The organism is Paenibacillus ottowii, from assembly GCF_050516475.1.
Taxonomy (GTDB): domain Bacteria; phylum Bacillota; class Bacilli; order Paenibacillales; family Paenibacillaceae; genus Paenibacillus; species Paenibacillus ottowii.
This window is the reverse complement of sequence record NZ_CP191577.1, coordinates 1,042,874-1,068,815: the sequence shown is the minus strand read 5'-3', so window position 1 is coordinate 1,068,815 and position 25,942 is coordinate 1,042,874. Positions and strand designations below refer to the sequence as shown.

Below are 25,942 nucleotides of genomic sequence, written 5' to 3'. Positions count from 1 at the left end.
AGGAACGGATTATGGATAGAGGCATCCAAACAAGTGCAACGGCAAACATCATGGAGGATGGCAATTTGCACCATGACGAAGAGATTCGATTGGATTCCATCGAAGAAGCTTTGGAGGATTTAAAAAACGGCAAAGTCGTTATTGTAGTGGATGATGAACAGCGGGAAAATGAAGGCGACTTTATCGCTTTGGCTGAAAAAGCATCGCCCGAGGTCATCAATTTCATGATTACAGAAGGTCGCGGGTTGGTCTGTGTGCCGATCACTCAGCACAGAGCTGAGGCATTGGAATTGCATCCTATGGTAGAGCAAAATACAGATTTTCACAGTACTGCCTTTACGGTATCGGTAGATCATAGGAAGACAACAACCGGGATTTCAGCGGCCGAGCGTTCTTTGACTGTTCGGGCCTTGGCCGACGAAGCAATCACGGGAAACGGTTTTCGCAAACCTGGTCATATGTTTCCCTTAATCGCCCAAGATGGTGGAGTCTTGCAACGCGCCGGTCATACTGAAGCGGCTGTCGATTTGGCCCGGCTCAGCGGCTTTAAGCCTGCCGGGGTCATTTGCGAAATTATAAAGGAAGATGGCTCGATGGCCCGCTTGCCTGATTTAGCTGTGATCGCCAAGCGACATCAATTGAAGCTGATCAGCATTCAGCATTTAATCGACTATCGTCGTCGTTTGTCATTGTAAATAATTCATAAAAAAGAGAGGTTGATCAACATGGCACGTTTTCTGGAAGGTAATCTCGTATCGAGTGGTTTGAAGTATGGTATTGTAGTGGGCAGATTCAATGAGTTTATTACAAGCAAACTGTTGAGTGGTGCACTTGATGCACTTCAAAGACATGGAGCACAGGAAGATGAAATAGATGTAGCGTGGGTGCCGGGTGCATTTGAAATTTCACTGATTGCTCAAAAAATGGCTGCAAGCGGAAAATATGATGCCGTTATTACGCTTGGCACGGTTATCCGTGGTTCTACTTCGCATTATGACATCGTCTGCAATGAAGTTGCCAAGGGTGTAGCGGCAAGCAGTCTAAAAACGGGAGTCCCTATTATTTTTGGTGTAGTGACTACGGAAAACATTGAGCAGGCTATTGAACGAGCAGGAACGAAGGCTGGCAATAAAGGTTGGGATTCTGCACTGGCTGCGATTGAAATGGCCAATCTCGGTAAGCAGTTCTAATGATATAAAAGGCTGAAAGAATGGCATAAACTGCAAAGTGGAAAAGGGATTGGATTGTTAAGCAGGGCGATGACGTATATACTACAGAAAGAGGGATTGATAACGTAGAGCATAAGTGCTAATGGGGAAAGGTATTGTGAATGATGATTGGAGTAAGGCAGGGGGAAGCACATTGACAGTCGTAAATTACAAGCTGGAAACATTCGAGGGTCCACTGGATCTGCTGTTGCATCTGATTGATAAAGCCGAGATCGACATTCAGGATATCCCGATTAGCGATATTACTGATCAGTACATGGCTTTTTTGCACAGTATGCAGGAGCTAGAGCTGGACATTACAAGCGAGTTTCTAGTGATGGCGGCGACGCTCTTATCCATTAAGAGTAAATTGTTGCTTCCCAAGCCACCTGTGATGGAATATGACGATTTTGATTTTTATGAAGAAGAGGATTATGATCCACGTGAGGAACTGGTTCGCAAGTTGGTGGAGTATCGTAAATACAAAGGGATTGCTCGCCATCTGAGTGAACGGGAATGGGAACGAAGTCTGATTTATGGCAAGGAGCCGGAAGATCTGAGCGCATTCCTGCCGACCGAACCCGCAAATCCGGTGCATGGGCTGCATGCAAGTGATTTGGTCGCGGCCTTTCAGCGAGCGTTGCGCAAAGCGGAACGACGTACGACGGTAACCCGTGTCCATCGGGATGAAATTTCAGTCAAGGACCGGATCCGGCAGGTTATCGGGGCGTTAGAGATGGTGGGGACTGGAGGACGGCTGCTGTTCTCCAAGCTGATGCATGAGGATATGTATCGGCATGAGGTGGTTGTGACCTTTTTGGCTATCCTTGAATTGATGAAAATGAAGCAAATTTTCTGTTATCAGGAGAAGCTTTTCGATGATATTGTAATGGAGTGGAGAGGGGATTTACGGGTTAATGGATTATCTGAAGCTGAAATCAATTATTGAGGGGCTGTTGTTCCTCGCAGGAGAGGAAGGACTGTCCACCAAGCAGATCGCCGACATTGTAGAGCAGCAACAAGAGCTGGTTGAAAAGTGTCTGGAAGATATGAAACAGGACATGGAGCAGGGAGGAAGAGGTCTGCAGCTTGTTCGTATTGCCGGTCATTATCAGCTTGCAACTTTATCCGAGCATGCACCTTATTTTGAAAAGCTCGCCTACTCTCCTGCGCGTGCCTCATTGTCTCAAGCTGCTTTGGAGACACTGGCCATTGTGGCCTACCGCCAGCCCATTACAAGAGTTGAAATCGAAGAAATTCGGGGGGTCAAATCCGAGCGGGCCATACATACACTGGTCAACAAGGAGCTCATTGAAGAAAAAGGTCGAGCTGAGGCCATCGGACGACCGATATTGTACGGAACGACGAAATCATTCTTGGATTATTTCGGTCTAGGCTCTCTCGAAGATTTACCGCAACCGGAGCTGTTCGAGGATTCGGACAATTTAGAAGAAGAGACACAGCTATTGTTCGAGCGTCTGGAGAGCAGCCAGCCTGCGGAGATCGATTCGGAGCTGGAATCCTGAGTTACACATTCAAAAGACAGCCAGTCCTTACATTGTTGAGGGCTGGCTGTTTGGCATTTTAAGATGCATGATTTTCCGCCGAAGGGTCATACTATTTTTACCATGATATTCTATAGCAAAAAGGTAGGGAGGACTCGCCAGTGTGGAAATGGATCGGTATCGCCTTCATCATCGTTATAGTAATTGTACTGGCTATTCTGCTCTCCCATATTCGATTAAAGCTGGAAATTGCCAAGCATGACAATGATGACCGGGCGCATCTAGAGATCAGATTTCTATACGGGTTGATCAAAATGAATTACGACATTCCGGCCCTTCTCATAACTGGTTTAAAAAAAGGGATACTCTATCGGCTTGACCGCCATAAAAACATACATAAAACGGATGCTTCTGTGGATAGCGGAAATATTGACACTGAAAAGATCAAGCGATTTATACATGATATACAGATTTTGCTTAAGGGAACGAAATCTTTACGGAAATGGATACGACATACATTGGCTCATGTAACGGTGTCGGAAATGGAATGGTCTACCAATATCAGCCTTGCTGATGCGGCTTATACAGCGACCTCAACCGGTATATTGTGGGGATTGAAAACGTCCTTGATCGGTTATACCTCCAGCATTGTACGCATGGATTGTACCCCAAAGGTGTTTGTTGTACCTTATTGGGTGGACCGCCTACGTTTTACTACCATCTTGAACTGTGAAGCCAAAATATCGCTTGGTTATTTAATTTTTTCCATGCTCATTTTGGCTTATCGCATATGGCGTGTTCCGGGAGGGGTAGAGGCATGGAAACGGGTTATTTCCAAAGAACCTGAGAATGATCAAGCCAGCAGTGAAGAATAATCTGCTTAGAGGATTGACATACATATTTCCTTGAACCTTAGCGCACAATAGCGAAAGAAAAGCAGTCTACGCTTGAGATAAGCAGAGGAGGAATAAAACATGTCAGATCATCCGATTCAAGGGCTCATGCAAACCGCGATGGAGAACATCAAAGCCATGGTGGACGTAAATACGATTGTGGGAGACGCGGTGGAAACACCCGATGGTTCTGTTATTTTGCCGATCAGTAAGGTGGGATTTGGTTTTGCAGCCGGGGGAAGTGATTTTAACGTAGATGAAGAGGCGCTTCATTCTTCCTCGGCATCAGGAAATCATAGTGTGAAGGAAGGACATCCTTTTGGTGGGGGTAGCGGCGGTGGTGTATCTATTCATCCCATTGCCTTTCTAGTTGTAGGTAAACAGGGAGCACAAATTGTTCCACTCGATAATCAAACGCATCTGTTTGAGAAAATTATCGATTCCACCCCATACCTGATTGATAAAGTTCAGTCTATCTTCCAAAATGCAGGTGGCAATTTCCAGAATGCAGGTGGCAGTATGCAAACTCCACCTCCACAGGTGCCAGTAAATGCTAATACTGATCAAAGTCAAACGGGTCCGGCTTACTTGTAAAAGTTATTGAAATTAAGAGCGTTCTCACAAGAAGGTGTTCCCAAGCCGAGTTTAGGCCAGGAATACCTTCTTTTCAGTATGCACTCAGCCCTATTCCTGAATAAACCGTCTGCCGCCAATGACAGCATGGATAGAGTGACTGAATTCTTGGTGATAAAATGCATTCACTGATATTCCAAATCGGTTTCCTTCGGGTGCGAACTGGGAGAGATAAACAAAGTCAGGGTAGATCACTTCATTCGTCAAATAAGCAGAAACCGTGGCATCCGGTCGACGATGTCGATTAAGAGAATCGATAATACCTTGCGCTGGCAAGAGACCAATCCCATGTCCATAGAATAAATCATCCTTCATTTTGACGACATTTTCGCCTTTCCATTCCAATGCATCTGACGACACATCCGGATTGTTGAAATACAGGATGTCCCCAGGAACCGCTTTATGACTGCCTTGCTGCTGGATGAGCCTGAGATCACTGTCATAGTGCCAGTCATACAACAGCATATCTGCAAAAATCCGATTAAACTCAGTTTCCAGAATGGAATCCAATACTCCTTTGTACAAAACAATAACCATTGCAGTTGCACATTCAAAAGCGTATTGTTGACCGTTGATAAAGATATCCCTGATCCCCTGCGCCGGGGTGATGCCTGCCTTGATCCGACAACCGCCTTCTTCCGTTAACTCCCAAAATTGCGGATTACAACGGGTAGTATCAAAAGTGGCAAAGGATACACCACTTTGGTGCAATGCTTGTGCGGATTCTACTATCCGCGATCTTAAAATCGTTTCAAACTGTTGTCGCTGCATGTTGTATCCCCCCGTTATCCTATTTAACGTTTAGTAACTAATATATATGTGTTCAGGGTTGCAAGTTGCTTACTATACGTAAAGAAAGCAAAAAAGAGCGACTAACGACTGTCCTGTATAAGGAATTTTATGTTATAAAGGTGGACATACTTTGAACAGCTTGGACATAGAATGGTACAAGACTTGCTCACAACCGGAGGAATCCAAATGTTTAAAAAAAAACAACATATCCATGCGGATCACGGCCATTTTAGGAATAAGGCACGCACATTTGTTTTGCCACTCGTGTTTATGTTTATTTTGTCATGGCCGCTTACATTACTGAGTCCACAGCCTGTTCTGGGAGCGATGAAAACAGAAGCAACTCCGCCCGCGTTAAAAACTCATGCACAGGCAGCTTCTTTAATTGATGTTACCTCAGGGCGGATCATATATTCAGCCGAAGGTGACCGGGAGCTCCGTATAGCTAGCCTGACCAAAATTATGACTGCGATCGTAGCCATTGAACATGGACGATTGCAGGACCGGGTAAAGGTGAGTCCAACAGCATATGCCAAAGAAGGATCATCGCTTTTTCTGAAAATGGGTGAACAAATGACGCTGGAAAATATGCTGTACGGCTTAATGCTCCGTTCGGGTAATGATGCAGCTTCGGCCATTGCTGAGCATGTTGGGGGGACAGAAGAAGGATTCGTCCATCTAATGAATGACAAGGCGATTCAGCTTGGGCTAAACCATACGCATTTTGCTAATCCTCACGGGCTGGATGCCGAGGGACATTATTCCTCAGCCAACGATATGGCCAGGCTTACTGCTTATGCGCTGCATAATCCAACTTTTGCGCGTATCGTAAAAACTGAACTGAAAAAAGCACCGAACCCCAACGATTCCTGGGATTATTCATGGCACAATAAAAACAAAATGCTGCGGTTGTATGAGGGGGCTGACGGTGTAAAAACAGGCTTTACCAAAAAAGCGTTTCGCTGCCTGGTCAGCTCGGCTACACGTGAGGGACGTCAGCTTGCTGCTGTTACCTTGAATGATGGAGACGATTGGAATGACCATGCCCGTATGCTTGATTACGGCTTCCGATATTATCCCCTCATTTCCATTACGGACAAGCAGCAGCCAATTGATGGTTATCCGCTCTTGACAGGTGCGAGTTTTTCCTATCCTTTACATGAGGGTGAGAAAAATCAGTTGCGCAAAAGACTGGTGTTGTTTAGAAAATCCGCTTCGGCAGATAGAAATGACGTATCTTTTGGTTTACGGGGACGAGTCGAATTTTTACTGGAAGGTCAATTGGTCGGTTCCGTTCCTGTGTATGAAAAAGGCAGTAAGCTACCTGCTCAAACTACCCGACCGTCGCAGCAGGAAACTCCGACTGCACAAGTTCCTGCAAACCGTACTCAGCAACAAGGTTGGAGCAGCAAATGGAATGAAATTCTTAAAGATCTGTTCGGAGCATAAGGCAAGTAGGCTAGTGGATATAAAGCGCAGTGTAACAGCATTGGGAAAAGGGGGGAATCAGTTATGATTCATCTCATATGGGTGGCTTTGATTTGCATAGGATTTGTATTTGCAGCCGCACAGGGAAATATTGAGGTGGTGACGAAGGCGGCTTTTGACGGGGCAACTACGGGCGTTACCGTTTGCTTTGGACTGATCAGTGTGCTGGTGTTCTGGATGGGCATGATGAGACTGGCGGAAGACGGTGGGCTTCTAGAGAAAATAGCTAAGCTGCTTTCTCCTTTGGTCGCCTTTCTCTTTCCCGATATTCCCCGTAATCATCCCGCTATGGGTTACATTTTGTCCAATATGAGCGCCAATCTGCTGGGACTGGGGAATGCAGCGACACCCATGGGGATAAAGGCGATGCAAGAGTTACAAAGGCTTAATCCTGATAAGCAAACCGCTACACCTGCCATGTGTACGCTGCTCGCCCTGAACACAGCCAGCATCACGCTTATTCCTACAACATTGATCGCCATTCGGCTAAATTTTCATTCCGCACACCCGGCAGAAATCGTCGGAACGACACTGGTGGCGACCGCTATAGCTACCTTTGCCGCCATTGCGGCCGATCGTTGGTATCGTAGTCGAGAACTGCGCCGTCGTCCGCCAGCGAATCCGCCGTTTAAGACCTCCTCGGGGCCGTTTAGCCCACCACCACCAACTTCTAAGGATGCTTCACCAGTACCGCCTGTTTCTTCACCAGCCGTACCGCGAACGGGTATCACAGCTACCAAGGGTAGGAACACCACTTGGAAAGGATGAGGGAGGCATGCTGAATTTTATTAACCTCGTATCGACTTGGGCCATTCCGGTTATTCTCGCTTTCATTCCTTTATATGCATATGTCAAAAAGGTCCCTGTCTACGATTCTTTTGTAGATGGAGCCAAAGACGGCTTTTCTACCGCCATCGGCATTATTCCTCACCTTGTTGGGATGATGATAGCGATTAGCATTTTTCGAGCATCTGGCGCTTTGGACTATGTGATATCCTGGGTAACCCCATGGATTAAAAACTGGGGCGTACCTAGCGAGGTACTGCCTTTAGGTTTACTACGGCCATTGACAGGTACGGGTTCACTTGCGTTCACGACAGATCTAATTCGCACTTATGGTCCCGATTCCATGATTGGCCGGATTGCTTCAACAATTCAGGGCAGCACAGATACTACGCTGTATGTAATAACTGTATATTTTGGTGCGGTAGGCATCCGCAATGGACGATATGCTTTGAAGGTAGGACTATTCTCAGATGTGGTTGGTTTTGTAGCAGCTATTGCCATTTGTTTGCTTGTATTTTGAATTCTGCATCGTTTTTTGCTCGGGGGTTGTGATTTTGCTCATGGATGGGTATCATTAGCATGAGGTGAATTAGCGAACATGGAAAGATTGCAGAAAATATTGGCCCAAGCCGGTGTAGCTTCCAGACGTAAATGTGAGGAGCTTATTCAGGCGGGCAGTGTGGAAGTAAACGGGGTTACCGTGACTGAGCTGGGAACAAAAGCAGACCCTGATCAAGATATGATTACAGTAAAGGGACGCCCGATCAAAACGGAGAAAAAAATCTACTTGATGATGAACAAGCCCAAAGGGGTTATTACGAGCGCTTCTGATCCGGAAGGTCGCAAAATTGTGTCTGACTATCTGAAAGGCGTCAAGGAACGTGTATATCCGGTAGGGCGTCTTGATTACGACACCGAAGGGCTGCTGTTGCTTACCAATGACGGAGAGTTCGCCAATCTGCTCACCCATCCCAAGCATCATGTGCCAAAGACGTATTTGGCAACAGTCAAAGGCGTTCCGCACGGTACTGAGCTGGACAAGCTGAGAAAAGGAATCGTGCTGGAGGATGGCATTACTGCACCGGCCGAGGTAGAATATAAGGATGTAGATCCGGACGGTAAGGAATCTGTGATCCAGATTACCATTTATGAAGGCAGAAATCGCCAGGTAAGACGGATGTTTGAGGCCATTTCGCATCCGGTCATCAGACTCAAGCGGATTGCCTTCGGAGACTTATTGCTGCAAAACTTGAAGCGCGGTCTCACCAGACCCCTAACCAAGGACGAAATCAACCGTCTCATTCAACTGGCCAAATCAGACAACACGAAAAAGAAACGGACAGGACGGGGGTCATAACCCCGGCCTTTTTGGTGTAAAGAGACTATTGGATGAGAGTAAAGTTTGACCAAGCACGGGAAAATAGTAAAATAGAGAGAATGCTTTTTTTAGCGAAGGGGCTGGGAATATGTCAGAACAAAGCAACCGCATTTTAATTGTAGACGATGAAGAACGCATTCGCCGCCTTCTGCGGATGTATCTGGAAAAAGAAGGATACGAGATCGAAGAAGCTGAGGATGGTGAGATTGCTCTCCAAAAAGCGACTGCAAGCGATTACAGTATTATTTTGCTAGATGTGATGCTTCCGGGTATGGACGGGATTGAAGTGTGTACACGGCTGCGTCAAACCAAATCTACACCTGTGATTATGCTGACAGCCAAAGGCGAGGAAGTGAACCGCGTGCAAGGCTTTGAAGTCGGAGCTGATGATTACGTGGTCAAGCCCTTCAGCCCGCGAGAGGTCATCTACCGGGTAAAGGCGATTTTACGACGGTCGTCGGAGACTGCCTTTTTAACAAAAGAGGCGGTGCCGAGCAATAGTATTGTTTTTCCAAATCTTATTATTGAGCATGATGCACACCGGGTGACGGCAGGTGGAATTGAAATCAGTCTAACACCTAAAGAGTACGAGCTATTGCATTATTTGGCGGTGTCGCCTGATAAAGTCTTCTCACGCGAAGAACTGCTGAAAGATGTTTGGAATTACGAATTTTTTGGTGATCTGCGTACCGTGGACACGCATGTGAAACGGCTTCGTGAAAAGCTGAATAAGGTATCACCAGAGGCAGCGGCTATGATTACGACCGTATGGGGCGTAGGTTATAAGCTGGAGGTTCCAAAATAACGTGAACTTCTGGAGATCGCTGGTAGGCAAGCTGTGGATCACCATCATCTGTCTCGTAGGGTCTGTGCTTATTTTTCTGGGGCTTTTTTTATTGCCGTATATCAATAGAAATTTTGAGGCACATGAATCGACGGAAATCAAGCATTTATTCACCTATACATGTATTGTCGGATTTTTATTGACGACCTTTTTTGCGCTATTTCTTTTTACTAAAATCACACAGCCTATGCAGCTGTTGATTCAGGCGGCGAATGCCATCCGTGAAGGAAGGTATGATACTCGGCTTTCGCTGGTGACCAGCGATGAGATTGGAGAGCTGGCGAAAACCTTTAACCATATGTCTACTGAACTGGAAGCGACGATCCGCAGTCTGAATGAGGAAAAAAACCATTTATCCAGTGTACTGCGAAGCATGTCTGATGCCGTCATTACTTTCGACAGAAGCGGACAAATCATTTTGACGAATCCACCTGCACAAAATTTGCTGGATGTTTGGAAAAAGCTGGAGTGGCAGGGGCGTGATCTGGAGGAATTCGGAGCTTCTGTGCCTGAGCCTTTGCTGCCTTTGTTCCATACGGTTATGGACAGAGGGGAAGATGTTGGAGACCATATTCATGTCAAGAAAGGCTCCTGGTCAGTGCAAATGGCACCGCTGTATACGGATAACGCTATTCGTGGTGCAGTAGCTGTGCTTAGAGATATTACGGAAGAAGTCAAACTCGAGAAGATGCGTAGCGATTTTGTGGCTAACGTATCCCATGAGATCCGTACACCCTTATCTATGATGCAGGGATACAGTGAGGCTTTGCTTGACGGCATGGCAGGTTCGCCGGAAGAGTCCGAGGAGCTGGTACAAGTCATCCATGATGAATCATTGCGCATGGGAAGGCTAGTCAAAGATCTGCTCGATCTTGCCCGAATGGAGGCAGGTCATACAGACATGTACCGTCAGAAAGTGGATGTGAATGAGCTGCTCGAGCGTGTTCACCGGAAATTTACGGTCCGCTCCAAGGAACAGGGACTGGCACTCGATTATCATGAGCCAGGCCAACGCCTGCTGTTGCCTGAGGCAGATGAGGACCGACTGGAACAGGTGTTGACCAATTTGCTGGATAATGCATTCAGGCATACACCCTCAGGGAAAAAGGTTACCATTGCGGCGGATCAAATTCGGGGAGAACGAAATGAGTTAATCCGTATTCGGATTAAGGATGAAGGTGTGGGCATTGCCGGCGAGGATCTACCTTATATTTTTGACCGCTTCTACAAGGCAGACAAGGCCAGAGTGCGTGGCGAGGACAAAGGGACTGGACTGGGGCTTGCTATTGTTAAAAACATCGTTGAGGCTCACGGAGGTTCGGTCTCAGCTGCTAGCGTGCTGGGAGAAGGGACGGAATTTACTATTTTGTTGCCGATCACTAATAAAACAAAGCTGGGCTCTGTAACAAGCTTATAACAACGGCTCATGTATCCCAGTTTGTAGGCATCCTCGGAAGAGGGTGCTTTTTGTTGAAAAATCAACATTTATCTTGTTCAACGTGGAACATTCTGTTTCAAGATCGATGCTTCTATGTTAAGTAAGGGTATAAGAAAAGGCGCCTCGGTAGCCGGGCGCCTCTCTTTATAAATCAAAGTCAAGGGATTTTTCATCACGGACTGGAACTAATCCAGCACTACTTCCTGGGCAGTATTTAGTTCTGGTAATCCTACGAGTTGAATCAGCACATCTTTAGGTACGGCTTTATCAACGGTCAGGATCATGATGGCTTCACCGCCAACAATTTTACGCCCTACTTGCATAGAGGCGATATTGACGCCGTTCTCCCCAAGCAAGGTGCCGACACGGCCGATAATGCCTGGTTTATCGTTGTGGGAGATGAGCAGGAAATGAGCCTCTGGTGCCACGTCTACCGGGAACTGGTTCAATCGAACAATACGTTCACCATAGCCTGCGAGCAGGGTACCGGATACACGTTGTTCTTCGCCGCTTTGTGTTTTGAGCGTAACGGTGATCAGGTTAGTAAAGCCCTTAGTGGCAGGCGCCTGAGAGACGACGAGATGAACGTCACGTGTCTTGGCAAGATGCACAGAGTTTACAATGTTCACATCGCTGCCTAGATGGCGGCTGAGTACACCTTTCAAGATGTAACGTGTAAGCGGCTGTGTATCCACTGAAGACAAATCGCCAGCGTAATCCACCTGGATTTCCCGTACAGCCTGGTTGGTGATCTGAGCGGCAAAGCTGCCCAGCTTCTCTCCGAGCGAGAAATATGGCTGCAATTGCGTCATGACATTGGATGGTACTGGAGGCATGTTGACGGCGTTTTTAAACGGCTCATCACGTAAAATATGCAGCACCTGCTCAGACACGTCGATTGCCACGTTCTCCTGAGCTTCGACAGTCGATGCACCCAAATGTGGTGTAACGATAATTTTTGGATGGCTCAGGAACGGATGATCCTGTGCTGGTGGTTCCGACTCGAATACGTCAAAAGCTGCACCGGCAACGATTCCTTCATCAATGGCTTCAACGAGAGCCAGTTCATCGATAACTCCGCCTCGGGCACAATTGATGATGCGCATTCCTTTTTTCATCACTTCAAACTGCGGACGGGCAATCATATGCTTTGTTTCGGGTGTTAATGGTGTGTGTACGGTCATGAAATCTGCGTTGCGGATAATTTCGTCTACGCTGGCCAGCTTGATGCCCAGCTTCTCAGCGCGTTCTTCGGTCAGAAACGGATCATAACCGAGGATGCTCATGCCAAATGCTTTGGCGCGTTTAGCCACCTCACTGCCGATACGTCCCATGCCAAGGACTCCCAGTGTTTTGTTGCGCAGTTCGACACCGAGGAATGTTTTACGATCCCATGTTCCGCCGATGGTTTTAGCGTAAGCCTGTGGAATATGACGAGCCAGTGCCATCATCATGGCAAAAGTGTGCTCACATGTCGTAATTGTATTGCCGTCAGGAGCATTAATAACGATAATCCCGCGTTGTGTTGCTGCTTCAAGGTCGATGTTGTCCACGCCGACCCCAGCACGTCCGACAACCTTGAGGTTTTTACCTGCCGCCATGATGCGTTCGGTTACCCGAGTTTGGCTTCGGACGAGTAATGCGTCATAGTCACCAATAATTTGAACCAATTCATCCTCGCTGAGACCTGTGTTCTTGTCCACTGTGACATCGGCTGCATCCACCAGCTGCTGAATGCCCAGGTCACTGATTGGATCGGATACTAACACTTTAAACATTTGGTTTCCTCCTCAAAGTTAACTTCTTTTATGGACAGGATGTACTTCGAACTGAAATACATTCCATAAAGAACATGAAAAAAACTTGAAATGCTTCTAAAAAGTACAGGAGAGCGGTCTAAACATTTGTGTGATAACGCATTGACGCAGAAAAGGGATAAAATAGGATTTTGCACCAAACTAACAACCAAGAGCCTTATGCGGAGTTGTTTTACGGTTTTCGGGCATCAAAAAAACTCCCGAATCACATACTATCTCCATAGTAAGGGACGAGAGTTATCGTGGTACCACCCTAATTCGCAGCCATTTCGCAATGGACTGCCTTCAGCGGTCATAAAATGACCGAAAGGATAACGGTTTTCTGCCGATTGCATCTAATGTCGGGAAATAAAATCCCCTAGACCTCGATGCAATAACTCAGGAGCGCTGAAAGTAATTTCTTCGCCACCGGCTTACACCCAAGCACCGGTTCTCTGAGGACGAAATCAACTACCTTTTCTCCATCATTGTTGTTGTCGCTAATAATTTTTTCATAATGTATCATGGCTTACATGGGCATGTCAATAGGACATGTGACATGTGTGGGTAGGCGACTAGATACATAGCTACAGAAAGCGGAAAAATTAAGATTTAAGTCTTCTTGAATCCACCTGACTTTTTGGCTATGATGCTAAAGAAGACTAAGCAGAGGACTAACTAACTATGAAAAAGCTTAAAGTGAAATGGAAAAGAGCAGAAATTCATCAATTGAATGACCGCTTGCTGCTTTACAATTTGTATCTAACTCAGGGGCTGACCCTGCTGATTGGTACAATCTGGATTATATTTCAGAAAAGAAATGTATTTGAACTGTTTGCATTGCCAAACTCTCTACACGTCTTATGGTGGGGATTGGGACTGGCGGCCGCTATGCTGCTGGTGGATTTGCTCCTATCCCGGGTTATGCCTGAGGATGCCATGGATGACGGTGGGATTAATCAGATGCTGTTTCAAAATCGGCCAGTTTGGCATATTATTTGTATAGCTGCTATCGTTTCCATCTGTGAGGAACTGTTGTTTAGAGGTGCGATTCAGTACAGCTTTGGTCCTTATTGGACAAGTATATTGTTTGCGGTTATTCATATCCGATATTTACGGCACTGGATTCCCACAGGCTGGGTTTTCCTGAGCAGTTATGGATTGGGATATATATATGTGCAGACAGGCAGCCTGTGGGCACCGATCATTTGTCATTTTGTGATTGACCTTATATCTGGCTTAGCGTTACGTTTTCGGAGGTATGAAGAATGAATCAGGAACTTAGCAGAGTGCATACCTATGGTAGCCGCCGAAAGGGTCGCAAAGGCAAGGAGGAGGACAGGTCAAAGTCAAAACCGGTTCGCTCCCGTGCTTCACGGCCCATGCCAGAATTGGCTGATGTTGCCGCTGCACCAGAAGTTGCTGTGACAATGGCGGAGGATACTCCTGCCAGTGAGTACCGAACACGGACAGAGATGTTTCCGTCTCGCCGTATTCGGGTAAGCAAGTGGTTTTTAAATTTTTTGAGCACACTTTTTGTGCTTATCACTGCAGCGTTATTATGGTGGGGAATTAAGGGTGCACCACCCATTAGTGAAATGCTTTGGTGATCGGCATTGTGACAATTTGCGTTTAAGCAAGTCCAAGTAATGTTACGCGAAAAGGCCTCTCATCTCCTACAAGACATGTGGAGATGGGGGCCTTTTGTACATCATTTACATTTGTTCACACCAGCATGTATGCAAGTATCTATTTACTGGCAGGGAGCTCAATACTTTGTGGATCGACAAATTGGTAGCCCTTCTGCTCAAGGCGCGTCAATAGACTATCCAGCGCCTCCGCAGTCCATGGTAATTCGTGCATTAAAATATTGCTGCCTGGGTGCAACTGTTCTGTTACGTTTTTGAGAAGTGTCTCCGTTTTATGAGGTTGACTTTTTTTCATGGTCCAGTCCAGAGAACCGACGGACCATGTCATATACAAGAGCCCATTTTCCTTGGCCACCTTGCGGCCTACATCTCCACCAGCACCATGAGGGGGGCGGAAGAATACGGGGGCTTGACCTGTAGTATCTTTAACGATTTTTTGTACCGTTTCAATCTGTTCTTTGACCTCGGCCTCAGACTTGTTCTTGAGAACGATGTGATCCCAGCTATGGTTGCCAATGGGCTGCCCGCGGTCATGAATGAGCTTAAGCAGCTCAGGATGTTCTTTTACACGATAACCGTTTACGAAGAAAATCGCTTTTGCTTTGTGCTTATCCAAGATATCAATAATTTTATTAATCATAACCGCTTCCTTGGGGCCATCATCAAAAGTAAGCAACACCACTTTTTTTTCGGTACCTTGCTGGTTAGGGATTACATTGTAAGCTTTGTCCAAGTGATACATTTTATTGGTCGTAGCAGTTGTCGAGTCTGCAGTTCCGTTGCTCTCGGCAGCAGTTTTGTCAGTTTGTGTATTTGTTTTACTCACTGTTTGCTGCTCATCACTGTCTGCTTGCTTACTGTTTGCTTTTGGGGAAGAGACACTGCTCTGATCTTTGGCACTGTTACTTGAGTCCACCGAATCCGGTTGGGTTGCAGTGCAAGCACTAAGCAGCAGACATGCGGTCAGCAAAATGGCTGCTGTTTTTGTACCCATTAATTCATCTCACCTTCCTGTATTTATACCGTATGAGTTTGACTCTGCTGACGAACACTATGCTTGATTCTACCACAAAGGGAGGTTCTAATTGTGAAAACATCTTCATTTTTCCTGGGAATCGTCTTGGGTGCTGTCGCAAGCTCTCTGATCTCTCGTAACCGCAATGTGTTGGGTTTTTCCATGGACATGGGGGGAAACAAAGGCGGAAATTTGGTACAGAAAGCCCGTACAAAAATGATGGACGCCGCGTTTCCAGGAATGGGTGATATTTCGCTAAATACACAAAACACCCACAGAGATCACGAGCATCGTTCACAACACGAGCATCATTCACAAACAGATAAAACCGCTTATAATACCCAAACGGCCAAGAACAAAGAAGAGAACATGAGATTGATTAAAGAGTTTATTAGCTCAAGTCCCGATGTTAAGCGTGAGGTCGAGCAAATACTGAAAGAAACTCATACAGCCGTACCGGGATTGTAACCCAAAACCTCTATTCCGAATCATTTTGCGGCTTTTTTGTTAAAGCCGTTCAAATGATTCTTTTTTTTATCATTTTTATTCGTGCATTTACGATTATAAAATGATAACATGATTACATAGAACCATTTTCATCACAGGCATCATATTTGAATCATAATCTGCTAATAACACTCGGCTGCCAGGAGGAGGGTCCAGTATGAAAATAGAAAGATTAAGTCAGGACAAGATACGGATTTTCCTTACCTTTGACGATTTGAGCGAACGGGGCATCCAAAAGGATGATATGTGGCAAGAAATCCCAAGAGTTCATGAGCTGTTTACTGAAATGATGGATCAGGCATACAGCGAACTGGGCTTTGACGCCACGGGACCGTTAGCTGTCGAAGTCTTTGCGCTTCCTGCTCAGGGGATGGTTGTTATCGTCACTCGGGGAAAATACGATCACCAGCAGTATGGTTCGGGTCCCGATGAGGAGCTTCCAGAGGAAGTCTACGAGATGGAAGTCACAATGGAGCACAGTGATTCCATCGTTTACGCGTTTAGCGATTTTGAAGTACTCATAGAAGCGGCTCATATGCTCCGCAGTAACACAACGGAAGCAGGTAAGCTGTATCATTATAGAGGAAAATGGGTTCTGCATTTGGAGCCAGAGGAAGTAGAAGAGTCCAAGCTTGCTGCTTTAATTGCGATTCTGGCTGAATTTGGAGAAGGTTCATCTGTAACACCAGCTATGCTGGAAGAGTACGGTAAGCTGGTCATTCCTGAACAGGCAGTTGCTGTCATCTGCACTCATTTTGACAGCCGCTCTTGATTTGGGTTAGAAAAGGAGAATGTAGTTAATTTGTCGGCTCTGCGCTGAAAGCAGGGCCGACTCATTTTTATGGAGGGATGATCGGTGCTTCTGTTTTCAGTTTTAGCGGCAGCTACAGCGCCGGGTCTTGCCTTATTGATGTATTTTTACTTAAAGGACCGATATGATTCGGAGCCCCTGCACATGGTTCTCAAAGTATTTTTGCTCGGTTTTCTGGTGGTCCTTCCGGTGATGATTTTTCAACGCGGGCTATTACTTTGGCTAGGGGATGACACGCTAATTCAGGTGTTCGGTATTTCCGCCGGAGTGGAAGAGTTTTTTAAATGGTTCTTGCTATACCACATTATCTATAACCATACGGAGTTCGACGAGCCTTATGATGGAATATTGTATGCAGCCGCAGTCTCACTCGGGTTTGCCACGGTTGAAAATCTGTTATATGCCTGGGCCGGGCATGCTTCGATCAGCATGTTGCTGATGAGATCATTGCTACCGGTATCCGGTCATGCGATGTTTGGCGTTATGATGGGCTATTATATGGGGAAAGCCAAGTTTTCCGAACACCTGAAGAGTAAATATATGTTGCTTCTGTCATTAGTGCTTCCATGGTTTTGGCACGGAATATATGATTTTATATTGACGAAATTTTCACACGACTGGATCTGGTTTATTATTCCATTAATGGTCTTTTTGTGGTATGGAGGGATGGCAAAAATCAGTCGAGCGAATAACCGCTCTCCTTTTCGAATGTTGAAACGGGAAGAAAAGGTTAATATGTAATGAAATGGGACACACTGATCTGACAAGCCTGTTAGAGAAAGAGGTGTCTTTTTTGCGTATAAAAGTAAGAATCCATTGTAAAAGATGCGGAGAACGCTTTGTGCTGAGAGGGCGGATGGAGCAAGGACAGATTCAGACGGGTTTTAAACGCTGTATTTGCGATAACTGTGAGTTTATTGTTGAAGTCATGGAAAAGCATGCATAAGAGAGCTTTCTTCTTGTCACACTATCGGTAGTGTATTTGAAGAAAGGAGACTCCCAATATGTATAAGCGACTTAGTGCCGTAATGTTCCCGGTGGTTACCCTGATTATGATAGGAGCGTTTGTATGGGGTTATCAGCAAAACCAGATGAGAAAAGAGGTGTCTGCTCGGGCAAATAGTATGTCGATTAAAGCGGAAAATCAATACCAGCGCGCATTTCACGATTTATCGTTCCATATGGATCAGCTGCATTCCCAACTCGGTAACGCGGTTGCTGTTCATACTACTTCACACGCGATGCACCGCAAATGTTTGATGAACGTGTGGAGGATTACAAGTGAAGCCCAAAGTGAGGTTAATCAGTTGCCTCTTAACGTAATGCCTTTTAATCATGCCAAAGATTTGCTGTCACATCTATCTGCGTTTTCGTACCAGACCGCTGTTCGCGATCTGGATCACGAACCTTTAAGCGAGAAAGAAATTGCGAATCTGAAAACGTTATATAACAACTCCAAGGAAATTTCGAAAAACATGCACGAGGTGCGGCAGAAAGTCCTAAGCAAAAATTTGCGCTGGACGGATGTTGATATGCCGCCAGGTTCTCAAACTGGTCCGAAGGATAACACCATAATTGACGGCTTTAAAACGGTGGACAAAAAAGTAGAGAGCTACAAAGAACTGGATTGGGGACCCTCTGTCGCAAGCATCTATGATAAGCGTTCAGTGAAAAAGTTGAGTCTCCCGGCAGTGGATGCAGGACAAATTAAGCGGAATGCCGCTGAATTTACAGGAAAACCAGAAAGTCAGATTCGTGTGAACGAAAACGGTAAAGGAACAGAATGGGCGTCTTATACGGCTACGCTGTTTAATAAGCAGAAGCCTGTGGCCACGATGGATTTTACCAAAAAGGGTGGCAAGCTCATCTCTTATCATGACATGAGAGAAATAGGTCCTAAAAAAGCAACTCGTAATGAAGCGATTCGTTATGCAAGTCAGTATCTTGAACAAAAGGGCTACAAAGGCATGAAGCCCGTCTCATATGATGAAAGAGGGAATTTAGCCAACATTACATTCGCGACCCAACAAGGGGATGTGATTATCTATCCAGAAAAAATCTCAGTCAGATCAGGCCTGGATAACGGACACGTGATTGGTTTTCAAGCCAGTGATTATGTCTATGAGCACAGTCACCTTCGGCGTATTCCCCAGGCAAAACTGGATTTGAAAGCAGCACGTGCGAAGTTGAATCCTGAGTTCCGCGAAACTTACCACCGCAAAGCGCTAATTGAAAATGAACTGTCGCATGAAGTTCTGTGCTATGAATTTGGCGGTAAAATCAACGGTTCCATTTATCGAATTTACATTAACGCAAACACGGGCATGGAAGAAACGATTGAACAGGTAAAAGATTCCGATGAACCACAAGCTACGGCAAGTAATGCCTAGTTAATTACACTTAAATGAATCTTTAGTCACTCTTAACCTCCTTAAATAAGGAGGTTTTTTGTGCTTTAGTCATGGTTCTAGCAAATATAATGCTTAATATAGGCACAAAGTCGTGGTATTATATACCTTGATTATAGGTTCTAATGGACAAGGATGGTGAATCATTTGTTTCCGAAAATTAATGATGTGTTATACATACAAGTTGCTGGTAACGACCAGAAGGAGGAATCCTTTGAATTTAAGTCACGTATTGCGGAAGAAGATTCACAGAATTTTCTAATTGAAATTCCCATATCACAAACAAACGGGCACTTGAAAAAATTGTTTCTGGGGGAAGAACTGTCTATATTTTTTATGAGCGAAGGTGGGATTAAAAATTACTTTAATACCCATGTTACAGGTTTTAAAGAAGACACTATCCGGATGGTTCGCATTCACAAGCCTGCTCCGGACAGCATCAGCAAAATTCAGCGTCGAAACTTTCTCAGGGTAAAGGCCAACTTGGAAATTGCGGTTAAGCATGGTGCAGACGAATCCAGATTTGTAGCACAGACACATGATGTGGGAGGTGGAGGCGTGTCTTTTCAGACTCAGGGTTCACATCCTCTTGAAGAAGGAGAATCATTGTCTTGCTGGATTTTGGTTCCATATAAAAATGGAACTCAGGAGCATGTTCCCTTCCAGTCTGAAATTGTGCGCATTCAGCAGATGGAAAACGGCCGCAAACTCATTATGCTGAAATATGAGAAAATCGCTGATCAAGAGCGCCAGAAACTGATTAAATATTGTTTTGAAAGACAGTTGGAATTCCGGGAAAAATCGTAGTCATCCGAAGATTTTCTTTTTAAGTAAACATGTCGCTTATTTTGCATCGCCTATAAATGTGTGGTATAATTTTCACGTCGCAGGCAATGCCTGCTTTTTTCTTGAGGTTAGGTTAGGAGGAATTCCCTGTTGGCAAGGCAACATGCATCTTTAATTAACAAAATAAATGTAGCCATTGATGGACCTGCTGGCGCAGGGAAAAGTACAGTGGCCCGCCTGGTAGCGAAAGCACTTTCCTATGTATATGTAGATACCGGAGCCATGTACCGAGCAGCAACTTGGTACATGATGTGCAAAGAAATTCCTGCAGAAAATGTACAAAAAGTGCTTCAACATGTACCTGAGCTGGTGATTGAATTAGTACCGGACCCCACAGGTCAAAAGGTTTATTGTAACGGGGAAGATGTTACTACTGTAATTCGTTCGATGGAAGTGACTAGCAATGTGTCACAGTATTCGAGTATTGCTGGTTTACGTACACGTTTGACCGAAAATCAGCGTGAAATGGCTGCGCGTAAGGGTGTCGTTATGGACGGGCGCGATATTGGAACAACCGTGCTTCCCGATGCGGAAGTCAAGGTGTTCATGACCGCAAGTGTTCAGGAACGTGCCTCTCGTCGTTTTAAAGAACTGAGCGGAACTGATGATATCACTCTGGAACAGCTTGAACGTGACATTGCGGCACGTGACAAGTTTGATGAGGAGAGGGAGGTATCCCCGCTTCGTTGCAGTGAGGACGCCATCGTGCTTGATACGACCCATATGGGCATTCAGGATGTCGTGGATACGATCGTATCTTATTGCTTAACGGAGAAGGATGGAGAGATCAGCCAATGATATATACTGTATGCGCCAGTATTTTGCGTCTCATTTACCGTGTTCTGTTTAGGCTTGAGGCGGTAGGCAGGGAAAATGTTCCTGCTGAGGGCGGAGTGCTGTTGTGTTCTAATCATATTAGTAATCTTGACCCTCCTACAGTTGGCATTTTGCTGAAGCGAAAGGTTCACTTTATGGCTAAAGCAGAACTGTTTAATGTTCCTGTACTGGGTCCGCTGATTGACAAACTGGGAGCTTTTCCAGTCAAACGTGGTGGCGTGAGTAAGGAATCTATTAAACTGGCATTGAACATTTTGCGTGACGGTAAGGTTATGGGGATTTTCCCCGAAGGCTCCAGAGGAGCTGGGGGAATTGGGAAAAAGGGTGCTGCCAGTTTTGCACTGCGTAGTGGAGCGGCTGCCGTTCCGGTCGCCATTGTTGGTGATTACAAGCTTTTCCGTAAAACGAAAGTGATATACGGTAAACCTGTTAATTTGGACGCTTACCAAAAGGGTGCCGATGTCGAAGGAGATCCTCTCGAACTGGCAACAGAAGCAATTATGTCACGCATTCGCACGATGAAGGAAACGGGTAAGCCTACGAATGATTGAAAGGCTTGCATGAATTGTGTCTAAGCTAGGAAAACTAGAACAAAAATGTATTTTGTTTTGAACTCTGCCAAGCGCAGGTTTAAATAAATGGTTTTTTTGAATTGAGGAGGGTATTGACATGTCGGAAGAAATTAAAAATCAAGAAGCTGCTGAAGCGGCAAATCAAGACGAGCTCGATCAAATCGTCTCCCTGAAAAAAGGTGACACCGTTAAGGGTACAATTGTGAAATTGGAAGATAACCAAGCGGTAGTAAGCATTGGATATAAATACGATGGAGTTATTCCAATTCGCGAATTGTCTTCTGGTCTGGACAATGCAGAAGAAGCAGTACAAGTAGGCCAAGAGGTTGAAGCTAGAATTATCAGCATCGACGATGGCAAAGAAAAACTCGTTCTGTCCAAACGTGCAATCGACAGTGAAAACGCTTGGGAAAAGTTGGAGAAGCTGTTCGAAAGCAAAGAAGTATTTGAAGTGGTTGTGAACGATGTTGTTAAAGGCGGTATCGTAGTAGACGTGGGTGTGCGCGGATTCATCCCTGCATCCATGGTGGAACGCCATTTTGTTGAAGATTTCAGTGATTACAAAGGCCGCACATTGCGTGTTGTTGTAAAAGAGCTGGATCGTGAAAACAACAAAGTGATCCTTTCTCAAAAAGACGTTCTGGAAGCTGAATTCGAAGCTAACAAACTTAAAGTAATGGCTGAGCTGAAAGAAGGACAAGAAATCGTTGGTACAGTTCAACGTCTCACTCAGTTTGGTGCTTTCGTAGATGTTGGCGGAGTTGACGGTCTGGTTCACGTATCTGAAATTGCTTGGACTCATGTTGATAAGCCTTCCGATGCTGTTTCCGAAGGAGATCAAGTGAAAGTGAAAGTCTTGAAGGTAGATCCTGAAAAAGGAAAAATCAGCCTGAGTATGAAAGCTGCACAGCCTGGTCCTTGGGAATCTGCTGCTGGACAATTCAACAACAATGATATCGTAACTGGTGTTGTTAAACGTCTGGTTAACTTCGGTGCATTCGTTGAAATCGCTCCAGGGGTGGAAGGTTTGGTTCATATTTCCCAAATCTCCCACAAACACATTGGAACTCCACAAGAAGTTCTGGAAGAAGGACAAGAAGTTAAAGTTAAAATTCTTGAAATGAATCCTTCTGAAAAACGTGTTAGCCTGAGCATTAAAGAAACTGAGGAAGCTCCTGAAGCTGCTCCAAAAGCAGAAAGAGCACCACGTGCATCTCGCGCGCCTCGTGAGGAACTGAATAATCCTAACGTTTCCCTCAACAATTCCGGACTGAGCATTACGCTTGGCGAACGTTTTGGCGATAAGCTGAACAAGTTTAAATGAGTTTAAACCAATATATTTTATAATAAGCACATAACGTACACCATCGGCGGACCCAGAGGGTTCGCCGATTGTTGTTACGTGACCATATCGCCAATAAGTATGTTTTTTGCTATGATGATAGCGGAAGAATTGACAGGAGGAGTGAATTTATGGCAAGACCCGTTGTGGCTATCGTTGGTCGTCCGAATGTGGGTAAGTCCACCATTTTTAATCGGATAATCGGGGATCGTTTGTCCATCGTGGAAGATAAACCGGGAATCACTCGTGACCGTATTTACGGTATATCGGAGTGGAATGGTAAATCCTTCAGTATTATTGACACCGGCGGCATTGAGATTGATGGTGAGGATGTTATTTTAAAGTCTATCCGTATGCAGGCCGAACTCGCAATAGAAGAAGCAGATGTTATTGTATTCATGAGCGACGCAAAAGCAGGAATAACGCAAGCGGATGAAGAGGTAGCTCAGATGCTATATCGTTCGGGTAAACCGATCATCGTAGCAGTAAACAAAGTGGACAACCTCAGTCGCGCTGACCTGATCTATGAGTTTTATTCTTATGGATTTGGTGATCCAATTGCTGTTTCTGGTAGTCACGGCACAGGGATTGGTGATCTGTTAGACGCAATTACGTCCAATTTACCTGAGCTAGAAGAAGATCATTATGATGAGGATGTTATACGTGTCGCTTTGATCGGACGTCCGAATGTAGGTAAATCTTCCCTCGTTAATGCCATTTTAGGAGAAGAACGGGTTATCGTCAGTGACATTGCAGGCACAACGCGTGATGCCATTGATACACCTTTTGAAAAAGACGGTCAAAAATATGTACTGATTGATACGGCCGGTATGCGAAAACGTGGTAAAGTATACGAAACGACTGAAAAATATAGTGTAATGCGTGCGATGCGTGCCATTGAGCGTGCGGATGTTGTATTGGTCGTTATTAATGGCGAGGAAGGCATCATTGAGCAGGATAAACACATTGCTGGCTATGCTTATGAAGCGGGTAAAGCATCGCTGTTTGTCGTTAATAAATGGGATGTCGTAGATAAAGACGACAAAACGATGCACCAGTTTGAGACGAAAATCCGTGACCACTTTCTGTTCATGACCTATGCTCCGATTGTGTTCTTATCTGCAAAAACAAAGCAGCGTCTGCAAAAGCTGCTTCCAGTTGTACAGCATGTGGCACAGCAGCATGTTATGCGTATTCAGACACATCTGCTGAACGATGTAATTTCCGATGCGGTTGCCATCAATCCACCACCAACAGACAAGGGTCGTCGTCTGCGTATTAACTATGTGACTCAGGTTGCTGTTAAACCGCCTACGATGGTTGTTTTCGTAAATGATCCAGAAATAATGCACTTCTCTTATGAGCGTTATCTGGAGAACAAAATACGCGCCGCCTTTAACTTTGAAGGAACTCCAATTCGTATATTTACACGGCGCAAGTCTGACGAAAGTTAGGAGCGAATAGGTTGATTTTACAGATCGTTGCCATCGTACTCAGTTACTTGCTTGGCTCTGTCAGCTTTAGTTTGCTGTATGGAAAATTAAAAGGAATCGACATTCGCCAGCATGGAAGCGGCAATGCCGGCGCGACGAATACGCTGCGTGTGCTTGGGAAAGGCCCGGCTATTCTGGTACTGCTGCTTGACGTATTTAAAGGAGTTATTGCAGTGCTGCTAGGGCACTGGTTGGGTGGAGAGTCATCCTGGTTACCGGGTTTGTGTGGTATTGCGGCGATTGCAGGCCATAACTGGCCGGTGTATTTTCACTTTCGCGGGGGCAAAGGGATTGCGACTGCCATTGGCGTATTGGCATCGCTTGCCTTTCTGCCGGCATTATACGCCGGAATTATTGCAATACTTGCCATCGTAATGACGCGTTATGTATCTCTGGGATCATTAATTTTTGTCATATTGACCCCTTGGATATTACTCGTACTTGGTTATGCTTGGCCGTTATTTTGGACGGCTCTAATCATTTGCCTGTTCGCTGTATGGAGACACCGTACTAACATAGTCAAGTTGGCACGGGGAAATGAGAATAAGCTTGGCTCCAAAGGAGGAGATCGTCTTGTCTGAGAAAATAGCTGTGCTGGTCGCAGGGAGTTGGGGAACAGCCCTTGCTTCCGTACTTGCGTCCAATAACAACGATGTCTCCGTCTGGACGAGAAGCGAACAGCAAGCTGCTGAGATCAATGAGAAGCATACGAATGAGCATTATTTACCGGGCTCGACTTTGTCTGATCGCATTTCAGCTACAACAGATATGCAGGCAGCGGTATCTGGAGCTAAAGCGGTCATCATCGTGTCTCCTTCGTCTGCCGCTCGGCAGGTTGCACGTAGTCTGAAGGCTCATTTCACTAAAGATATGTTGGTAGTACATGCCATTAAAGGCTTTGAAACAGAGACACTCAAGCGTATGTCCACGGTGATCTCGGAAGAACTGGAAATCGCGGAGGATGATATTGCCGTACTGTCAGGACCGAGCCATGCGGAGGAAGTGGTGAAGAAATGTCCTACAACGGTTGTTGTAGCTTCCTCCAATGAGAAGGCTGCACAGGCTGCTCAGGGGCTGTTCATGAACTCCTATTTCCGCGTCTATACAAACCGTGATTTGCTTGGTGTAGAACTGTCCGGTGCTTTAAAAAACATTATCGCACTAGGTGCGGGAATGTCGGATGGACTTGGCTTTGGCGATAATGCCAAAGCGGCTTTGTTGACCCGTGGATTAGCTGAGATTACCCGTGCCGGTGTTGAGATGGGTGCAAATCCATTAACCTTTGCCGGACTCGCTGGCATAGGCGATTTAGTGGTCACTGCAACGAGTCGTCACAGCCGCAACTGGCGTGCAGGGTCATTATTGGGACAGGGCCAACAGCTTGATGCCGTACTTGAATCTATGGGTATGGTCGTAGAGGGGATTCGTACGACAAAAGCAGCATACGCTATCTCGCAAAAACTGGGTGTTCAAATGCCTATTACAGAGGTGCTGCATGGAGTGCTATTTGAAGGACGCGACGTTCGCAAGGCCGTTGAGGCATTAATGGGTCGCGATCCCAAAACCGAGATGGAAGTCATGTCGCTTGAAACGTGGGAGCAATGGCATTCATAAGGGCACAAAGGATCTTATAAAGTATAAAGGTTATCTCATGAGTAGATTTTTCTACGATGAGATAGCCTTTTTTGGTTAGGCGTTTGG

28 protein-coding genes and 1 other annotated feature are annotated in these 25,942 nt (G+C 45.6%); of the genes, 25 read left to right on the top strand and 3 right to left on the bottom strand.

The genetic code is table 11. The features are described from left to right. Nucleotides 1-11 precede the first annotated feature (11 nt). The 6 genes from ribB (at nucleotide 12) to ytfJ (ending at nucleotide 4,200) form a co-directional block, all read left to right on the top strand. Nucleotides 12-695 carry a 3,4-dihydroxy-2-butanone-4-phosphate synthase gene (gene ribB, locus ACQQ6X_RS05015; RefSeq protein WP_305164464.1) on the top strand — a complete coding sequence of 228 codons (684 nt, stop codon included), beginning with the start codon at nucleotides 12-14 and terminating at the stop codon, nucleotides 693-695. Between the two features lie 30 nt (nucleotides 696-725). After that, complete coding sequence (gene ribH / locus ACQQ6X_RS05010; protein ID WP_013371724.1) at nucleotides 726-1,190, top strand: 6,7-dimethyl-8-ribityllumazine synthase; 465 nt, start codon at nucleotides 726-728, stop codon at nucleotides 1,188-1,190. 121 nt (nucleotides 1,191-1,311) lie between these two features. After that, nucleotides 1,312-2,157 carry a segregation and condensation protein A gene (locus tag ACQQ6X_RS05005; protein WP_419866093.1) on the top strand — a complete coding sequence of 282 codons (846 nt, stop codon included), beginning with the start codon at nucleotides 1,312-1,314 and terminating at the stop codon, nucleotides 2,155-2,157. After that, nucleotides 2,126-2,734, top strand: coding sequence for an SMC-Scp complex subunit ScpB (gene scpB / locus ACQQ6X_RS05000; RefSeq protein ID WP_064796379.1), 609 nt, complete (start codon nucleotides 2,126-2,128; stop codon nucleotides 2,732-2,734). The genes ACQQ6X_RS05005 and scpB overlap by 32 nt, the downstream gene beginning before the upstream one ends. A 140-nt stretch (nucleotides 2,735-2,874) precedes the next feature. After that, nucleotides 2,875-3,588 carry a DUF2953 domain-containing protein gene (locus ACQQ6X_RS04995; protein WP_305164463.1) on the top strand — a complete coding sequence of 238 codons (714 nt, stop codon included), beginning with the start codon at nucleotides 2,875-2,877 and terminating at the stop codon, nucleotides 3,586-3,588. 99 nt (nucleotides 3,589-3,687) lie between these two features. Beyond that, a complete protein-coding gene (gene ytfJ, locus ACQQ6X_RS04990) occupies nucleotides 3,688-4,200 on the top strand; it encodes a GerW family sporulation protein (protein ID WP_305164462.1) in 513 nt (170 codons plus the stop codon). A gap of 90 nt (nucleotides 4,201-4,290) precedes the next feature. On the opposite strand, the gene ACQQ6X_RS04985 is transcribed toward ytfJ, so the two are convergent. Next, the gene (locus tag ACQQ6X_RS04985) at nucleotides 4,291-5,010 is read right to left on the bottom strand and encodes a protein-glutamine gamma-glutamyltransferase (RefSeq protein ID WP_305164461.1); all 720 of its coding nucleotides are present in this window, start codon (nucleotides 5,008-5,010) and stop codon (nucleotides 4,291-4,293) included. A 207-nt stretch (nucleotides 5,011-5,217) separates the two neighbouring features. Between ACQQ6X_RS04985 and ACQQ6X_RS04980 the strand changes: the two genes are divergently transcribed. The 6 genes from ACQQ6X_RS04980 (at nucleotide 5,218) to ACQQ6X_RS04955 (ending at nucleotide 10,944) form a co-directional block, all read left to right on the top strand. Next, complete coding sequence (locus tag ACQQ6X_RS04980; RefSeq protein WP_305164460.1) at nucleotides 5,218-6,480, top strand: D-alanyl-D-alanine carboxypeptidase family protein; 1,263 nt, start codon at nucleotides 5,218-5,220, stop codon at nucleotides 6,478-6,480. 63 nt (nucleotides 6,481-6,543) lie between these two features. Continuing rightward, on the top strand, nucleotides 6,544-7,287 hold the full coding sequence (locus ACQQ6X_RS04975; protein WP_305164459.1) for a nucleoside recognition domain-containing protein: 744 nt from the start codon (nucleotides 6,544-6,546) through the stop codon (nucleotides 7,285-7,287). A gap of 7 nt (nucleotides 7,288-7,294) precedes the next feature. Next, nucleotides 7,295-7,825: a spore maturation protein gene (locus ACQQ6X_RS04970; RefSeq protein WP_305164458.1), complete on the top strand. Its 531-nt coding sequence runs from the start codon at nucleotides 7,295-7,297 to the stop codon at nucleotides 7,823-7,825. A gap of 78 nt (nucleotides 7,826-7,903) precedes the next feature. Next, nucleotides 7,904-8,662 (top strand): pseudouridine synthase, encoded by a 759-nt coding sequence (locus ACQQ6X_RS04965; RefSeq protein ID WP_305164457.1) that lies wholly within the window; start codon nucleotides 7,904-7,906, stop codon nucleotides 8,660-8,662. Nucleotides 8,663-8,771: 109 nt separating this feature from the next. Then, entirely contained in the window at nucleotides 8,772-9,488 is a 717-nt protein-coding gene (locus ACQQ6X_RS04960; RefSeq protein WP_013371713.1) for a response regulator transcription factor, read from the top strand. A 1-nt stretch (nucleotide 9,489) separates the two neighbouring features. Then, entirely contained in the window at nucleotides 9,490-10,944 is a 1,455-nt protein-coding gene (locus ACQQ6X_RS04955) for an ATP-binding protein (RefSeq protein WP_305164456.1), read from the top strand. A gap of 206 nt (nucleotides 10,945-11,150) precedes the next feature. Here ACQQ6X_RS04955 and serA read toward each other — a convergent pair whose 3' ends face one another. Continuing rightward, nucleotides 11,151-12,743 (bottom strand): phosphoglycerate dehydrogenase, encoded by a 1,593-nt coding sequence (gene serA, locus ACQQ6X_RS04950; protein ID WP_305164455.1) that lies wholly within the window; start codon nucleotides 12,741-12,743, stop codon nucleotides 11,151-11,153. Between the two features lie 262 nt (nucleotides 12,744-13,005). Further along, nucleotides 13,006-13,259, bottom strand: a binding site (T-box leader). A gap of 186 nt (nucleotides 13,260-13,445) precedes the next feature. On the opposite strand from serA, the gene ACQQ6X_RS04945 reads away from it, so the two are divergent. Further along, the gene (locus ACQQ6X_RS04945; RefSeq protein WP_305164454.1) at nucleotides 13,446-14,033 is read left to right on the top strand and encodes a type II CAAX endopeptidase family protein; all 588 of its coding nucleotides are present in this window, start codon (nucleotides 13,446-13,448) and stop codon (nucleotides 14,031-14,033) included. Next, nucleotides 14,030-14,371, top strand: coding sequence for a hypothetical protein (locus ACQQ6X_RS04940; RefSeq protein WP_305164453.1), 342 nt, complete (start codon nucleotides 14,030-14,032; stop codon nucleotides 14,369-14,371). The genes ACQQ6X_RS04945 and ACQQ6X_RS04940 overlap by 4 nt, the downstream gene beginning before the upstream one ends. 139 nt (nucleotides 14,372-14,510) lie before the next feature. Here ACQQ6X_RS04940 and ACQQ6X_RS04935 read toward each other — a convergent pair whose 3' ends face one another. Further along, entirely contained in the window at nucleotides 14,511-15,404 is an 894-nt protein-coding gene (locus ACQQ6X_RS04935) for a polysaccharide deacetylase family protein (RefSeq protein WP_305164452.1), read from the bottom strand. A 93-nt stretch (nucleotides 15,405-15,497) separates the two neighbouring features. On the opposite strand from ACQQ6X_RS04935, the gene ACQQ6X_RS04930 reads away from it, so the two are divergent. The 11 genes from ACQQ6X_RS04930 to ACQQ6X_RS04880 all read left to right on the top strand — a co-directional run bounded on the left by ACQQ6X_RS04930 (nucleotide 15,498) and on the right by ACQQ6X_RS04880 (nucleotide 25,855). After that, nucleotides 15,498-15,893 carry a hypothetical protein gene (locus ACQQ6X_RS04930; protein ID WP_305164451.1) on the top strand — a complete coding sequence of 132 codons (396 nt, stop codon included), beginning with the start codon at nucleotides 15,498-15,500 and terminating at the stop codon, nucleotides 15,891-15,893. Between the two features lie 196 nt (nucleotides 15,894-16,089). After that, the gene (locus tag ACQQ6X_RS04925) at nucleotides 16,090-16,704 is read left to right on the top strand and encodes a genetic competence negative regulator (protein ID WP_063213509.1); all 615 of its coding nucleotides are present in this window, start codon (nucleotides 16,090-16,092) and stop codon (nucleotides 16,702-16,704) included. 84 nt (nucleotides 16,705-16,788) lie between these two features. Beyond that, nucleotides 16,789-17,484, top strand: coding sequence for a glutamic-type intramembrane protease PrsW (gene prsW, locus ACQQ6X_RS04920; protein WP_305164450.1), 696 nt, complete (start codon nucleotides 16,789-16,791; stop codon nucleotides 17,482-17,484). 263 nt (nucleotides 17,485-17,747) lie between these two features. Beyond that, nucleotides 17,748-19,133, top strand: coding sequence for a germination protein YpeB (gene ypeB, locus ACQQ6X_RS04915; RefSeq protein ID WP_305164449.1), 1,386 nt, complete (start codon nucleotides 17,748-17,750; stop codon nucleotides 19,131-19,133). 165 nt (nucleotides 19,134-19,298) lie between these two features. Continuing rightward, nucleotides 19,299-19,958 (top strand): flagellar brake protein, encoded by a 660-nt coding sequence (locus tag ACQQ6X_RS04910; protein ID WP_305164448.1) that lies wholly within the window; start codon nucleotides 19,299-19,301, stop codon nucleotides 19,956-19,958. Between the two features lie 129 nt (nucleotides 19,959-20,087). After that, nucleotides 20,088-20,795 (top strand): (d)CMP kinase, encoded by a 708-nt coding sequence (gene cmk / locus ACQQ6X_RS04905; protein ID WP_305164447.1) that lies wholly within the window; start codon nucleotides 20,088-20,090, stop codon nucleotides 20,793-20,795. Then, nucleotides 20,792-21,385, top strand: coding sequence for a lysophospholipid acyltransferase family protein (locus ACQQ6X_RS04900; protein ID WP_063213504.1), 594 nt, complete (start codon nucleotides 20,792-20,794; stop codon nucleotides 21,383-21,385). Before cmk ends, ACQQ6X_RS04900 begins: the two co-directional genes overlap by 4 nt. Nucleotides 21,386-21,503: 118 nt before the next feature. Next, on the top strand, nucleotides 21,504-22,730 hold the full coding sequence (gene rpsA / locus ACQQ6X_RS04895; RefSeq protein ID WP_063213503.1) for a 30S ribosomal protein S1: 1,227 nt from the start codon (nucleotides 21,504-21,506) through the stop codon (nucleotides 22,728-22,730). A 149-nt stretch (nucleotides 22,731-22,879) separates the two neighbouring features. Continuing rightward, a complete protein-coding gene (der, locus tag ACQQ6X_RS04890) occupies nucleotides 22,880-24,202 on the top strand; it encodes a ribosome biogenesis GTPase Der (protein WP_013371698.1) in 1,323 nt (440 codons plus the stop codon). Nucleotides 24,203-24,213: 11 nt separating this feature from the next. Further along, nucleotides 24,214-24,822, top strand: a complete 609-nt coding sequence (gene plsY / locus ACQQ6X_RS04885) for a glycerol-3-phosphate 1-O-acyltransferase PlsY (RefSeq protein WP_063213502.1) — start codon at nucleotides 24,214-24,216, stop codon at nucleotides 24,820-24,822. Continuing rightward, on the top strand, nucleotides 24,815-25,855 hold the full coding sequence (locus ACQQ6X_RS04880) for an NAD(P)H-dependent glycerol-3-phosphate dehydrogenase (protein ID WP_305164446.1): 1,041 nt from the start codon (nucleotides 24,815-24,817) through the stop codon (nucleotides 25,853-25,855). The genes plsY and ACQQ6X_RS04880 overlap by 8 nt, the downstream gene beginning before the upstream one ends. The last annotated feature ends 87 nt before the right edge of the window (nucleotides 25,856-25,942 follow it).